This window comes from Microbacterium sp. NPDC064978 (assembly GCF_044543605.1).
Taxonomy (GTDB): domain Bacteria; phylum Actinomycetota; class Actinomycetes; order Actinomycetales; family Microbacteriaceae; genus Microbacterium; species Microbacterium meiriae.
Genome location: NZ_JBITWF010000001.1, coordinates 1,055,985 through 1,068,512, shown reverse-complemented (window position 1 = coordinate 1,068,512; position 12,528 = coordinate 1,055,985). Strand labels below are relative to the sequence as shown.

General features: G+C 72.5%; 11 protein-coding genes. 3 read left to right on the top strand and 8 right to left on the bottom strand.

Annotated elements, in window-relative coordinates; all coding sequences use genetic code 11:
• The 3 genes from paaI to ACIGJI_RS05385 all read left to right on the top strand — a co-directional run bounded on the left by paaI (position 1) and on the right by ACIGJI_RS05385 (position 2,402).
• Positions 1–378 (top strand): hydroxyphenylacetyl-CoA thioesterase PaaI, encoded by a 378-nt coding sequence (gene paaI, locus ACIGJI_RS05395; protein WP_363445655.1) that lies wholly within the window; start codon positions 1–3, stop codon positions 376–378.
• Between the two features lie 35 nt (positions 379–413).
• The gene (paaK, locus tag ACIGJI_RS05390) at positions 414–1,730 is read left to right on the top strand and encodes a phenylacetate--CoA ligase PaaK (protein WP_366244538.1); all 1,317 of its coding nucleotides are present in this window, start codon (positions 414–416) and stop codon (positions 1,728–1,730) included.
• Between the two features lie 63 nt (positions 1,731–1,793).
• Positions 1,794–2,402, top strand: coding sequence for a TetR/AcrR family transcriptional regulator (locus ACIGJI_RS05385; protein WP_363445657.1), 609 nt, complete (start codon positions 1,794–1,796; stop codon positions 2,400–2,402).
• An 87-nt stretch (positions 2,403–2,489) separates the two neighbouring features.
• Here ACIGJI_RS05385 and paaZ read toward each other — a convergent pair whose 3' ends face one another.
• The 8 genes from paaZ to ACIGJI_RS05345 form a co-directional block, all read right to left on the bottom strand.
• Positions 2,490–4,574 (bottom strand): phenylacetic acid degradation bifunctional protein PaaZ, encoded by a 2,085-nt coding sequence (gene paaZ / locus ACIGJI_RS05380; RefSeq protein ID WP_292797692.1) that lies wholly within the window; start codon positions 4,572–4,574, stop codon positions 2,490–2,492.
• Between the two features lie 14 nt (positions 4,575–4,588).
• The gene (locus tag ACIGJI_RS05375; protein WP_363445659.1) at positions 4,589–5,464 is read right to left on the bottom strand and encodes a 3-hydroxyacyl-CoA dehydrogenase family protein; all 876 of its coding nucleotides are present in this window, start codon (positions 5,462–5,464) and stop codon (positions 4,589–4,591) included.
• Complete coding sequence (locus tag ACIGJI_RS05370; protein WP_187663511.1) at positions 5,461–6,207, bottom strand: enoyl-CoA hydratase/isomerase family protein; 747 nt, start codon at positions 6,205–6,207, stop codon at positions 5,461–5,463. Before ACIGJI_RS05370 ends, ACIGJI_RS05375 begins: the two co-directional genes overlap by 4 nt.
• Positions 6,204–7,394 (bottom strand): acetyl-CoA C-acyltransferase, encoded by a 1,191-nt coding sequence (locus ACIGJI_RS05365; protein WP_062636001.1) that lies wholly within the window; start codon positions 7,392–7,394, stop codon positions 6,204–6,206. The genes ACIGJI_RS05370 and ACIGJI_RS05365 overlap by 4 nt, the downstream gene beginning before the upstream one ends.
• A gap of 119 nt (positions 7,395–7,513) precedes the next feature.
• Positions 7,514–8,833 carry an MFS transporter gene (locus tag ACIGJI_RS05360; protein ID WP_363445662.1) on the bottom strand — a complete coding sequence of 440 codons (1,320 nt, stop codon included), beginning with the start codon at positions 8,831–8,833 and terminating at the stop codon, positions 7,514–7,516.
• A 135-nt stretch (positions 8,834–8,968) separates the two neighbouring features.
• Positions 8,969–10,387 (bottom strand): dihydrolipoamide acetyltransferase family protein, encoded by a 1,419-nt coding sequence (locus ACIGJI_RS05355; RefSeq protein WP_363445664.1) that lies wholly within the window; start codon positions 10,385–10,387, stop codon positions 8,969–8,971.
• The gene (locus ACIGJI_RS05350; protein ID WP_363445666.1) at positions 10,384–11,412 is read right to left on the bottom strand and encodes a transketolase C-terminal domain-containing protein; all 1,029 of its coding nucleotides are present in this window, start codon (positions 11,410–11,412) and stop codon (positions 10,384–10,386) included. Before ACIGJI_RS05350 ends, ACIGJI_RS05355 begins: the two co-directional genes overlap by 4 nt.
• On the bottom strand, positions 11,409–12,521 hold the full coding sequence (locus ACIGJI_RS05345; RefSeq protein ID WP_363445668.1) for a thiamine pyrophosphate-dependent enzyme: 1,113 nt from the start codon (positions 12,519–12,521) through the stop codon (positions 11,409–11,411). The genes ACIGJI_RS05350 and ACIGJI_RS05345 overlap by 4 nt, the downstream gene beginning before the upstream one ends.
• Between the last annotated feature and the right edge of the window lie 7 nt (positions 12,522–12,528).

Here is a 12,528-nt window from a genome sequence, read left to right as displayed (position 1 = left end):
ATGATGGAACGTGACCGAGCCTCCGCGATGCTCGGGCTCGTGATCGAACGCGACGACCCGGGGCACGCGGTCGTGTCGATGCGCGTCCGCGAGGACATGACCAACGGCTTCCAGATCACCCACGGCGGGCTCGTGTTCGCGCTCGCCGACACCGCCTTCGCGATCGCGTGCAACGAGGACGATCGGGTGACGGTGGCCGCCGGTGCCGACATCTCGTTCCTCAAGCCCACCGTCGCGGGGCAGACCCTCACCGCGACCGCCGTCCGCCGCGCCCGCACCGGTCGCTCCGGCCTCTACGACGTGACGGTCGTGGACGAGCACGGCGACGCGGTCGCCGAGTTCCGCGGCCGCTCCCGCACGACTTCCCGCACCTTCTGACCCCGCCCCCGTCCCGAGGAGTCCCCGTGTCGACGATGACCGCCCCCGCCTCCGCCCTCCGCCCGCCCACGGCCGATGAGCTCGACCCCGAGGAGCGGATGAGCCGCGCCGAGATCGAGCAGCTCCAGCTCGAGCGCCTGCGGTGGACCGTGCAGCACGCCTACCGCAACGTCCCGCTCTACACGCGGAAGTTCGATGAGGCTGGCGTGCACCCCGACGACATCCGCACGCTCGACGACGTGCACCGGCTGCCGTTCAGCACCAAGGACGACCTGCGCGAGACGTACCCGTTCGGGATGTTCGCGGTGCCGATGGCGGACGTCGCCCGCATCCACGCGTCCAGCGGCACCACGGGGCGCCCGACCGTCGTCGGCTACACGCGTGGCGACCTCGACCGATGGGGGTCGCTCGTGGCCCGCTCGCTCCGGGCCAGCGGGATCCGGCGCGGGATGAAGGTGCACAACGCCTACGGCTACGGCCTCTTCACGGGTGGGCTCGGCGCGCATGCCGGGATCGAGGCGCTGGGAGCGACCGTGATCCCCATGTCGGGCGGGCAGACCGCGCGCCAGGTGCAGCTCATCCGCGAATTCGAGCCGGACGCGATCCTGTGCACGCCGAGCTACCTACTCACGATCGCCGACGCGATGGCCGCGCAGGGCATCGACCCGCGGTCCACCTCGCTCAAGGTCGCGGTGCTCGGCGCGGAGCCCTGGACCAACGAGATGCGGCACGAGCTGGAGCAGCGGCTCGGCATCGACGCCCTCGACATCTTCGGACTCAGCGAGGTCATGGGGCCCGGCGTCGGCAACGAATGCCTCGAGACCAAGGACGGCCCGCACCTGTGGGAGGACCACTTCCTGCCGGAGGTGATCGACGGCGACACGCTGCAGGCGCTTCCGGACGGCGAGCGGGGGGAGCTCGTCTTCACGTCGCTCACCAAGGAGGCCTTCCCCGTCATCCGGTACCGCACGCGGGACATCACCCGTCTGCTCCCTGGCACGGCGCGGCCGGGGATGCGGCGCATGGAGAAGGTCACTGGACGCAACGACGACATGATCATCCTGCGCGGCGTCAACCTCTTCCCGACGCAGATCGAGGAGCTGGTCCTCGGCATCGAGCAGCTCACCCCGCACTTCATCCTGGAGCTGACGAAGGAGGGCCGGATGGACGCCCTCACCGTGCGCATCGAGCGCCATCCCGACCTCTCCGTGGAGACGTGCGAGGCGGCGGCACAGGTGCTCGTGCAGCGCATCAAGGTGTTCATCGGCTCGTCGGTCGCCGTGCGGCTGGAGGAGCCGGGGGCACTGCCGCGTAGCGAGGGCAAGTACAAGCGCGTGTATGACCTGCGTTGACACGCGGGGGTCTCGGCGGCGACCTCCGCGATGAGCGCGGCGGGCGGTGCGAGACTGAAGGGGATGTCCGAGATGCAGACCACGCGGCGCGGCCGCCCCGGGTACGACCAGCAGGGGATCCTCGCCGTCGCGGTGGCCGCCTTCAACGAGCACGGCTACGACGCGACCTCGATCGGGATGCTCGCGGAGCGCCTCGGGCTGTCGAAGTCGGCGATCTACCATCACTTCGGGTCCAAGGACGAGATCCTCGACCGCGCCCTCGACAGCGCCCTCGGCGGGCTGGAGGCGGTGGTCGACGCGCCCCTCCCGGACAGCGGGGGAGCCGCCGATGCGGTCGCCCGCCTGGAGCGCGTGCTCCGCGGGGCCGTCCATGTGCTCGTGGACCAGCTCCCCGCCGTGACGCTGCTGCTGCGCGTGCGCGGGAACACCGAGGTGGAGCGCCGTGCCCTCACCCGGCGGCGTGCGTTCGACCGCCGCATCACCGCTCTCGTCGCGGAGGCGCAGGCCGAGGGCTCCCTGCGCTCCGACATCGATGCGGCCGTCGTCGCCCGCCTGACGTTCGGCATGATCAACTCGATCGTCGAGTGGTACCGCCCCGGCGGTCGCGAGGGCGCCGATCGTCTCGCGGACGACGTCGTCGCGATCGCCCTCGACGGCCTCCGCCATCCCTGACCCGCGAGACCCCGGCTTCGCGCCGAGGCCCCGCCCTCTCCGCGTGGGAAGGGCGGGGCCTCGACGAGTGCCCGGGGTCTCGGGGGACTATGCGGCGGGGGTGAGCTCCTTCGCGACGAGGGTCAGGACATCGTAGGTCGCGACGAGCTCGTCGTCCTGATTCTTCAGGACCGCGTCCCAGCGCACCTCGCCGTACTCGTCGGTCTCCCGCGGCGTGATCTGCTTGGCGGTGAGCTCGACGCGGATCTCGTCGCCGGGGGAGACCGGGGTCACGAAGCGCAGGTTCTCCAGCCCGGAGTTCGCGAGCACGGGCCCGGGAGCCGGGTCGACGAAGAGCCCCGCCGCCCACGACACGAGCAAGTAGCCGTGGGCCACGCGTCCGGGGAAGAACGGGTTCGCCGCCGCCGACGCCTCGTCCATGTGCGCGTAGAACGTGTCGCCCGTGAACGCCGCGAACGTCTCGATGTCGTCGAGGCTGACGGTGCGTGAGGGACTGACGACCTGGTCCCCGATGCGCAGCTCCGCCAGCGACTTGCGGAAGGGGTGCACGCCGTCGCCGGCGTCGAACGGACGGGCCGAGGCCCCCTGGTGCCACACCCCGGTGAGCGCGGTCATCATCTCCGGGGAGCCCTGCACCGCCGTGCGCTGCATGTGGTGCAGCACCGCCCGGATGCCACCGAGCTCCTCGCCGCCGCCCGCGCGGCCGGGGCCGCCGTGCACGAGGTTCGGGAGCGGGGAGCCGTGTCCGGTCGAGCTGCGGGCGTCGTCGCGGTCGAGGAAGAGCACGCGGCCGTTGTACGCCGCGATCCCCGCGGCCAGCGTCGTCGCCACCTCCGGGTCGTGCGTCGCGACGCTCGTCACGAGCGAGCCGCCGCCCCGGGCCACGAGCGCCGCCGCCTCGTCCAGCGTGCGGTAGCCGAGGATGCTGGAGACGGGGCCGAACGCCTCGATCTCGTTCACGGCGGGGCTCGTCGCATCGGTGAAGCGCAGGAGCATCGGCGCCACGAACGCGCCGTCCTCCGCCGGGCCCTCGCTGCCGTCCGCACGGCGGACCGTCGGGGCCTCGGGGGAGCCGATCACGAGCTCGCCGCCGCCCTCGCGGAGTCGCGCCACCTGCCGGAGCACCTCGTCGCGCTGGGCCGTCGAGGCGAGCGGTCCCATCGTCACGCCCTCGGCGCGCGGGTCGCCCACGACGATCCGCGCCGCGAGCCGGTCGCGCACGGCGGCGATCACGTCGTCCACCGCGTCCTCCGGCACGATCGCCCGCCGGATCGCGGTGCACTTCTGCCCGGCCTTCGACGTCATCTCCGCGACGAGCTGCTTCACGTAGGCGTCGAACTCCGGGGTGCCGGAGGCGGCGTCCGTGCCGAGGACCGAGGCGTTGATCGAGTCGGTCTCGCTGGTGAAGCGGACCCCGCCGGTCTGCACCGAGTCGTGCGCCCGGAGCCGCTCGGCCGTCGACGCGGAACCGGTGAACGCGACGAGGTCGCCCAGGCGGAGGTGGTCGAAGAGGTCGGGCACGCTGCCGGACACGAGCTGCAGCGACCCCTCGGGCAGCAGACCGGACTCGACCATCACCCGCACCATGGCCTCGGTGAGGTACCCGGTGGGGGTGGCGGGCTTCACGACCGTGGGGACACCGGCGAGGAAGGCCGGCGCGAACTTCTCCAGCGAGCCCCACACGGGGAAGTTGAAGGCGTTGATCTGCACCGCCACCCCGGGCAGCCGGGTGTAGATATGCCGACCGAGGAAGGAGCCGTCTCGCGAGAGGTTCTCCACGGCGCCGTCGACGTAGACCTTCGCGTTCGGCAGCTCGCGGCGGCCCTTGCTGGAGTACGCGAAGAGCACGCCGATGCCGCCGTCGATGTCGACCCAGGAGTCCTGCGCGGTGGCGCCGGTGCGGCTGGAGAGCGCGTACAGCTCCTCTTTGCGGGCGGTCAACGCGAGCGCGAGCTGCTTGAGCAGCACGGCGCGCTGGTGGAACGTGAGCTCCCCGAGGGACGCCTGACCGGTGGTGCGGGCGAAGTCGAGCGCCGCGCCGAGGTCGAGGCCGGTCGTGGAGACGCGGGCGACCGTCTCTCCGGTCGAGGCGTCGCGCACCTCGGTGGCGTCCGCATCGGAGGCGGGCGTCCACCAGGAGCCCTGCACGTAGCTGGGGAGGATCTCGGTCATCGGGGTTCCCTTCATCAGTCGTCCCATTCGTAGAAGCCGCGTCCGCTCTTGCGGCCGAGGTGTCCCTCGGCGACGAGGCGGCGCAGCAGGGCCGGGGGTTCGAAGCGCGGGCCGAGGTGCGCCGCGAGGTACTCGGCGATGCCGAGCCGGACGTCCAGCCCGACGATGTCGGTGAGCCGGAGCGGCCCGACCGGGTGCTTGTAGCCGAGGGTCATGGCGGCGTCGATGTCGGCGGCGTCGGCGACGCCGTCCTCGAGCATCCGGATCGCCTCGAGGCCGAGGGCGACGCCGAGGCGGGAGGACGCGAAACCGGGGGCGTCGGCGACGACGATGGGCGTCTTGCCCAGCGCGCGGACCCAGGAAGCCGCGTCCGCGACGAGGTCCGGCGCGGTCGCGGCGCCGCGCACGACCTCCACGAGCGTGGAGGCGGGCACGGGGTTGAAGAAGTGCATCCCGAGGAACCGGGTGGGGCGGTCGAGCACGGCTGCGAGCTCGTCGATCGAGATGGACGAGGTGTTGGACGCGAGCGCCGCATCGTCCGCGAGGTGCTGCTCGACACGGGTGAGCGCCTCGATCTTGAGCGACAGCTCCTCCGGGACGGCTTCGACGACGAGGGTGCAGTCCGCGAGCAGTGCGGTGTCGGTTCCGGTCGCGAAGCGGGCGCGATACGCCTCGGCGGTCTCGACGGCCGTGCCGCGGGAGAGCGAGGCGTCGATCGACGCGTGCACGCGGGCGGCGGCGGCCGCGGCGGCGTCGTCGTCCCGCTCGACGACGGTCACGGGGGATCCGGCGAGGAGGAAGGCGTGGGCGATACCGGCGCCCATGCGTCCGCCACCCAGCACGCCGACGCGGGCCGGGACTGCGGCCTCGGGGGAGGAGGGCGTGCTCATCGGTCTCTCCGTTCCAGGAAGGCGGTCATGCGACGGTGCTTCTCCGGGCTGTCGAACAGCGCGGCCTGCTCCTCGAGGTCGGCTGCGGGGTGCTGGTCGCGCGGCGCCCGGAAGACCCGCTTGGTCGCGATGGTCGCCGCGGGGTCGTTGCGGGAGATGCGGTCGGCGACCGCGTGGGCGGCGGCGAGGAGATCGGCGGGTTCGTGCAGCGAGGAGACGAGCCCGATGCGGAGGGCCTCCTCGGCGTGCACGGTGCGGCCGGTGAGCAGCAGTTCGATGGCACGGGCGTCGCCCACGATCTCCTTGAGCCGCCAGCTCGCTCCGGCGGCGGCGAGGATGCCCAGGCCGGTCTCCGGGTTGCCGATCTTCAGGGTCGGCGTCGCGAGGCGGATGTCGGCGGCATACGCGAGTTCCGCGCCACCGCCGAGCGCGTAGCCGTCGATCGCGGCGATCACCGGCATCGGCAGCTCCGCGACGCGGACGAACGCGTGGGCGTTGATGCCGCGACGGGCGTCGTCGGCGCGACGGTCCCGGAGCTCCGCGATGTCGGCGCCCGCCGCGAACACCCCGTCGGCGCCGGTGAGGATGAGCGTGCGCGGCGTCTCCTCCAGCTCGGCGCACAGCGCGTGCAGGGCGTCGATCGTGGCCTGGTCGATCGCGTTGCGCTTGTGCGGACGGTTCAGGGTCGCGACGACGCGGTCCGCGGTGCGGGTGACGAGCAGCGGCTCGTCCGCGCCCCTCACACCTTCTCCAGGATCACGGCCGCGCCCTGGCCGACGCCGACGCACATCGTGGCGAGGCCGTAGCGGGAGTCCTCGCGCTCCATGCGTCCCATCAGCGTCACGAGCAGGCGTGAGCCGGACGAGCCGAGAGGGTGGCCGAGGGCGATGGCTCCGCCGTCGGCGTTCACGCGGTCCTCGTCGAGGCCGAGCCGCCGGATGCAGGCGAGCGACTGCGAGGCGAACGCCTCGTTGAGCTCCACCGCGCCGATGTCGTCGAGGGAGAGCCCCGAACGGCGCAGCGCCTTCTCCGTCGCGGGGACCGGTCCGAGTCCCATGATCTCCGGAGCCAGGGCGGCGGAGGTGCCGACGACGATCCGCGCGCGGGGCGTCAGTCCGTGGCGCTCGACGGCTTCGGCGCTCGCCACGAGCACGGCCGAGGCGCCGTCGTTGAGGGCGCTGGAATTGCCGGCCGTGACGACCTCTCCGCCGGCCACGACGGGGCGGAGGCGCGCGAGCACCTCGAGGGTCGTGTCCGGACGCGGGCCCTCGTCGACGAGCACCTCGCCGTCGCGGACCGGCACGCCGACGATCTCCGGGGCGAAGCGGCCCGCGGCGATCGCGGCGGCGGCGCGCTGCTGGGAGCGGACGGCGAAGGCGTCGGCCTCGGCGCGCGTGATGCCGTCGACGCGGGCCACCTCCTCCGCCGTCTCCGGCATGGTGAAGGTGGCCTTGTCCCGCGCGGCGAGCCGCGGGTTCGGGAAGCGCCAGCCGATGGAGGTGTCGAAGGCGGCTCCGGGCTTCGCCCACGCCTTCTCCGGTTTGGCCTGCACCCAGGGGGCGCGGGTCATGGACTCGACGCCGCCGGCGACGAGGAGATCGGCGTCGCCCGCGCGGATCGCCTGCGCGGCCATGGTCACGGCGGACATTCCGGAGGCGCACAGGCGGTTGACCGTGATGCCCGGCACGGTGTCGGGGAGACCGGCGAGGAGCACGGCCATCCGGGCCACGTTCCGGTTGTCCTCTCCGGCCTGGTTGGCGGCGCCGAGGATGACCTCGTCCAGCTCGGTACGCGCCGGGTCGAGCCCGGCGCGGCGCACGGCCTCGCCGACCACGAGCGCCGCGAGGTCGTCGGGACGGACGGCGGAGAGGGTGCCGCCGTAACGGCCGACCGGTGTGCGGACCCCTCCGACGAGGTAGGCCTCTGGCATGCGGATCTCCTGACTTCGTCGTCCTGGTGTGGTCCGGGAGCGGCCGGTCGTGAATTACTGACCGATCGTAAGGTAATTATGGCACAGGCGCACGGCCGGCCGCGATCCCGGACCGGGCGTCAGACGCTGAGATCCACGCCCTTCGTCTCCTTCACCAGCGAGACGCCGATGAGCGAGACGATCGACGCGACCGCGATGTACACGCCGATCGTCCACGCGGCGTGGAACTGGTTCAGCAGCGCCTCCGCGATCATCGGTGCGAACGCGCCGCCGAGGATCGCCCCGAGGGCGTAGCCGATCGAGACGCCCGAGTACCGCACGTTCGCAGGGAACATCTCGGCGTACAGCGCCGCCTGCGGGCCGTACGAGAGTCCGAGTGCGAACGTCATGACGAACAGGGCCACGAAGTACCAGACGATGTTCGCCGTGTCGATGAGGAACCACATCGGGATCGCCCACACCGCAAGGGCGACGTACCCGATCTGGAACGTGCGGATCCGGCCGAGACGGTCGGAGAGCGCCCCGCCCCAGAGGGTGAAGATCAGCCACCCGAACGAGGCCAGCGTCGTCGCCAGCAGCACCGGCGGGCGCTCCATGCCGAGGCCCGTGACCGCGTACGTCGCGAAGAAGGCGATCAGCAGGTAGCCCGCGGCGTTGTTCGCGATGAAGATGACGGCCGTGAGCACGACCTTCTTCGTGTGCGCGCGGAAGAGCTGTCCGAGCGGGGCCGAGGCCTCCTTGCGGCGGCGACGGAGGTCTTCGAACACGGGGCTCTCGTCGACGGCGCGGCGGATGACGTAGCCGACCGCGATGAGCACGATGGAGAGCAGGAACGGGATACGCCAGCCCCACTCGAGGAAGGCCTCGGGAGACATCGAACTCGTGAGCGCCCACAGGGTGAAGGTGGCGAGGATCATGCCGACCGGCACGCCGATCTGCGGGAACGCGCCGAACAGGCCGCGTCGCGCCGACGGGGCGTGCTCGACGGCCATCAGGGCTGCGCCGCCCCATTCGCCGCCGGCCGAGAAGCCCTGCAGGATGCGCAGGAGGATCAGGAGGATCGGGGCGGCGACGCCGATGGCGGCGTACGTCGGCAGCAGGCCGATGAGGGACGTGGACAGTCCCATCATCACGAGGGTGAAGACGAGCATCTTCTTCCGGCCGAGCTTGTCGCCGAGGTGCCCGGCGACGATCGCACCGAGCGGGCGGAAGAGGAACGAGATGCCGATGGTCGCGAACGAGAGCACCTGGGCGAGCCCGGGGCTCGACTCCGCGATGGGAGCGAGGAAGAGCGGGGCGAGCACGAGGCCCGCCGCCTGGGCGTAGATGAAGAAGTCGTACCATTCGATCGACGTCCCCACGAGGGTGCCGGCGAGGACGCGCCGCTCCTCTGCGGGCATCCTTCCGGTCGACGAGGCGGCTGCGGTGGCTGAGGTCATGCGAACTCCGTTGTTCTGCGAGGGGGGAGCACCGACGCGGGTACGTCGGCGATGACTTACCGAATGATCGGTCAGTAATCGCCGAGCGTAGCGTATCGGCGCTCCGCCCACGAGGGTTCGCCGGCCGGATCGACCTCAGACCCTCCCGAAGGCGCGGAGCGGATGCTCGATGAGCTCCACCACGCGGCGGAGGAATCCCGCCGCGTACCCGCCGTCGCAGACCCGGTGGTCGAACACGAGGGAGAGCTGGACGATGCGACGCGGCACGATCGCCCCGTCCACGACCCAGGGGCGCTCGATGATCCGGCCGATGCCGAGGATCGCGACGTCGGGGTGGTTGATGATCGCCGCCGAGCCGTCGACCCCGAGCCCGCCGTAGTTGTTGAGGGTGAAGGTGGATCCGCGGAGCCGCTCGGGCGGCAGGGTGCCGGCGCGCGCGGTCGCCGCGAGCTCGCGCAGGGCGGCGTCGAGGTCGGTGACCGTGAGCCGGTGCGCGTGCGGGACGACCGGGACGAGGAGGCCGCGTTCGGTGTCGGCGGCGACGCCGAGGTTCACGCCCTCGAACGAGATCAGCTCGGAGCCGTCGTCGCTGAGCCGCGAGGCGAGCACGGGGTAGTCCTCGAGCGCGAGGAGCACGAACCGCGCGAGCAGCGCCGTGATCGACGGGGCCTTCCCGCCGTCGGGAGCCATCTGAGCGCGGAGATTCCAGAGGTCGGTGGCGTCGACGTCGACCCACACGGTGGCCTCGGGGATCTCCGAGCGGCTGCGGGCGAGCCGGGCGCTCACGGTGCGACGCAGCGGGGAGAGGCGCTCCCTGCTGCGGACCGGGAGGCCGTCGATCTCGCCGGTGGGAGCGGTCGCGGAGGTCGGCGTCGGGGCCGCGGCGACGCCGTCCACGGCGAGGTCCACGGCGGCGCGCAGCACGTCGGCGCGGGTGATCGCCCCGTCCGCTCCGGTGGGGGAGATCGCGTGCACGTCGAGGCCCAGATCGCGGGCGAGGCGCCGCACGAGCGGCGATCGCACGGCGACCGGAGCGGGTCGTGCGGCGTCGCGGGCGACCGGTGCGGCTGACTCCGGAGCGGTCGAGGCGGGTGCTGCGGGTGCGGGCGCTGTCGAGGCCGGCGCCGGCGTGGGGCGTGGCGCCGCGGGGCGCCGTCGCCGACCCGTCGAGGCGGACGCGGAGGTGCCGTACCCGATGAGGACGTTGCCCGACCCCGCACGCTCCTCCTGCCGGTACGCCTCGTGCTCGGGCTGCGTGGCGGGGGGCTGCGGCGCGGACGCGGTCTCCTCGCTGCCGGGGTCGGCGACTTCCAGCACCGGGGCCCCGACGTCGATGGTGTCGCCGGGGGTGCCGTGCAGGGCGGTCACGACTCCGGCGAACGGCGAGGGCAGTTCGACGACGCTCTTCGCGGTCTCGACCTCGGCGATGGCCTGGTCGGTCGTGATCGTGTCGCCGACGGCCACCAGCCATTGCACGAGGCCGGCCTCGGTCAGTCCCTCGCCGAGGTCGGGCAGGCGGAACACGCGGGCGGCGGTCTTCACAGGCGTGCTCATGCGTCGTCCTCCCAGTGCAGCGTGTCGATCGCGTCGAGCACCCGATCGACGTCCGGCAGATACCAGTGCTCGAACTTCGGCGGCGCGTACGGGGTGTCGAACCCGGTCACCCGCCGCACGGGGGCCTCCAGGTACTCGAAGCAGCGCTCGAACACCCGGGCCTGGATCTCGGAGGCGACGCTGACGAAGCCCGGGGCCTCGGCGATCACGACGGCTCGTCCCGTGGACCGCACCGCCGCGGTGACCGTCTCGTCGTCGAAGGGGGAGAGGGAGCGCACGTCGACCACCTGCACGCTGCGTCCCTCGCCCGCGGCGACCTCCGCCGCCTCCAGCGCGAGCGGCACGGAGGCCCCGTACGCGAGGAGGGTCACATCGGTGCCGTCCCTGGCGATGCGCGCCGAGCCGATCTCCGCGGTCACCGCGGTGTCGACCTCGCCCTTCGACCAGTAGAGCTTCTTCGGTTCCAGGAAGACCACGGGGTCCGGCAAGGCGATGGCCGCGCGGAGCAGCGAGTAGGCGTCCTGCGGGGTGGACGGGCTCACGACCGTGAGGCCGGGCGTGTGCGCGTAGTACGCCTCGGACGAGTCGCAGTGGTGCTCGACGCCCCCGATGCCGCCGCCGAAGGGGATGCGGATCACGAGCGGCATGCGCATCCCGCCGCGGGTGCGGTTGCCGAGCTTCGCGACGTGGCTGACGATCTGCTCGAACGCGGGGAGGGCGAAGGCGTCGAACTGCATCTCGACCACAGGGCGCATCCCGTTCATCGCCATGCCGACGGCGGTGCCGATGATGCCGGACTCCGCGAGCGGGGTGTCGAAGCAGCGGTCCTCGCCGAAGCGGGCGGTGAGCCCGTCGGTGATGCGGAACACGCCGCCCAGGGCTCCCACGTCCTCTCCGAACACGACCACGTCGGGGTCGGCGGCGAGGGCGTCCGCGAGGGCGCGGTTGAGGGCGGCGGCCATGGTCATGGTCGTGGTGGTGCCGACGGTCGTCGCGACCGGCGTCTCGTGCTCGGCGATGGTCATCGGGCGCCTCCGGTCGTCATCGTCTCGGCGGGGTGGGAGCGGGCGATCTCGTCGCGGAGGAGCTGCCACTGCTCCTCCCGCTGGGGCGAGCGGGTCGCGGTCACGAAGCGGAAGAGGTCTTCCGGGTCGAGCTCCGCATCGGTGTTCAGGGCGGTGCGCATGGCGGCGGCGATCTCCTCCGCGCCCGCGGCGAAGCGCGTCTCGGCCTCGTCGTCCAGCGTCCCCGTCGCGGTGAGGTGCGCGCGCAGGCGGAGCAGCGGATCGCGGGCGAGCCAGGCCTGCACCTCCTCGCGTTCGCGGTAGCGGGTGTCGTCGTCGGCGTTGGTGTGCGCCTGCATGCGGTACGTGTGCGCCTCGACGAGAGAGGGGCCGCCACCGGCGCGGGCGCGGTCGACGGCCTCCGTGAGCACCGCGAGGACCGCGGCCACGTCGTTGCCGTCGACGCGCTGCCCCGGCATGCCGTAGCCGACCGCCTTGTGGGCGAGGGAGGGGGCGGCGGTCTGCCGGGAGAGGGGGACCGAGATCGCGAACTCGTTGTTCTGCACGAAGAACACGACCGGGACGTGGAAGACGGCGGCGAAGTTCATCGCCTCGTGGAAATCGCCCTCGCTCGTCGCGCCGTCGCCGCAGAGCGCGAGCACCACGGTGTCCTCGCCGCGGTGCCTCGCCGCCTGCGCGAAGCCGACCGCGTGCAGGAGCTGCGTCGCGAGCGGGGTCGCCTGCGGGGCGACGCGGTGCGCGCGGACGTCGTAGCCCGAGTGCCAGTCGCCCTTGAGGAGCACCGTCGCCTCCGCAGGCGCGACGCCGCGGGCGATGACGGCGACGGAGTCGCGGTAGGTGGGGAAGAGCCAGTCGGTGTCGCCGAGCACCATCGCCGCGGCCACCTGGCAGGCCTCCTGGCCGTGCGACGAGGGGTAGACCGCGAGGCGGCCCTGGCGCACGAGCGCGCCGGCCTGATCGTTGATGCGACGGCCTTCGACGAGGCCGCGGTACGCCGACAGCAGGACGTCGGCGGCGGGGAGCGCGTAGATCTCGTCGGGGAGGGTGGTCCCGTCCTCGGCGATCAGTCGTACCGCGGTGTCGCGCGGGAGCATGTCGTGGGGCTGCATCCGTCCG

Coding starts and splice junctions, on each gene's coding strand:
- ACIGJI_RS05355 (WP_363445664.1), bottom strand. CDS start 10,387: ATGAGCACGCCTGTGAAGACCGCCGCCCGCGTGTTCCGCCTGCCCGAC.
- ACIGJI_RS05345 (WP_363445668.1), bottom strand. CDS start 12,521: ATGCAGCCCCACGACATGCTCCCGCGCGACACCGCGGTACGACTGATC.
- paaZ (WP_292797692.1), bottom strand. CDS start 4,574: ATGACCGAGATCCTCCCCAGCTACGTGCAGGGCTCCTGGTGGACGCCC.
- paaK (WP_366244538.1), top strand. CDS start 414: ATGACCGCCCCCGCCTCCGCCCTCCGCCCGCCCACGGCCGATGAGCTC.
- ACIGJI_RS05365 (WP_062636001.1), bottom strand. CDS start 7,394: ATGCCAGAGGCCTACCTCGTCGGAGGGGTCCGCACACCGGTCGGCCGT.
- ACIGJI_RS05375 (WP_363445659.1), bottom strand. CDS start 5,464: ATGAGCACGCCCTCCTCCCCCGAGGCCGCAGTCCCGGCCCGCGTCGGC.
- ACIGJI_RS05385 (WP_363445657.1), top strand. CDS start 1,794: ATGTCCGAGATGCAGACCACGCGGCGCGGCCGCCCCGGGTACGACCAG.
- ACIGJI_RS05360 (WP_363445662.1), bottom strand. CDS start 8,833: ATGACCTCAGCCACCGCAGCCGCCTCGTCGACCGGAAGGATGCCCGCA.
- paaI (WP_363445655.1), top strand. CDS start 1: ATGATGGAACGTGACCGAGCCTCCGCGATGCTCGGGCTCGTGATCGAA.
- ACIGJI_RS05350 (WP_363445666.1), bottom strand. CDS start 11,412: ATGACCATCGCCGAGCACGAGACGCCGGTCGCGACGACCGTCGGCACC.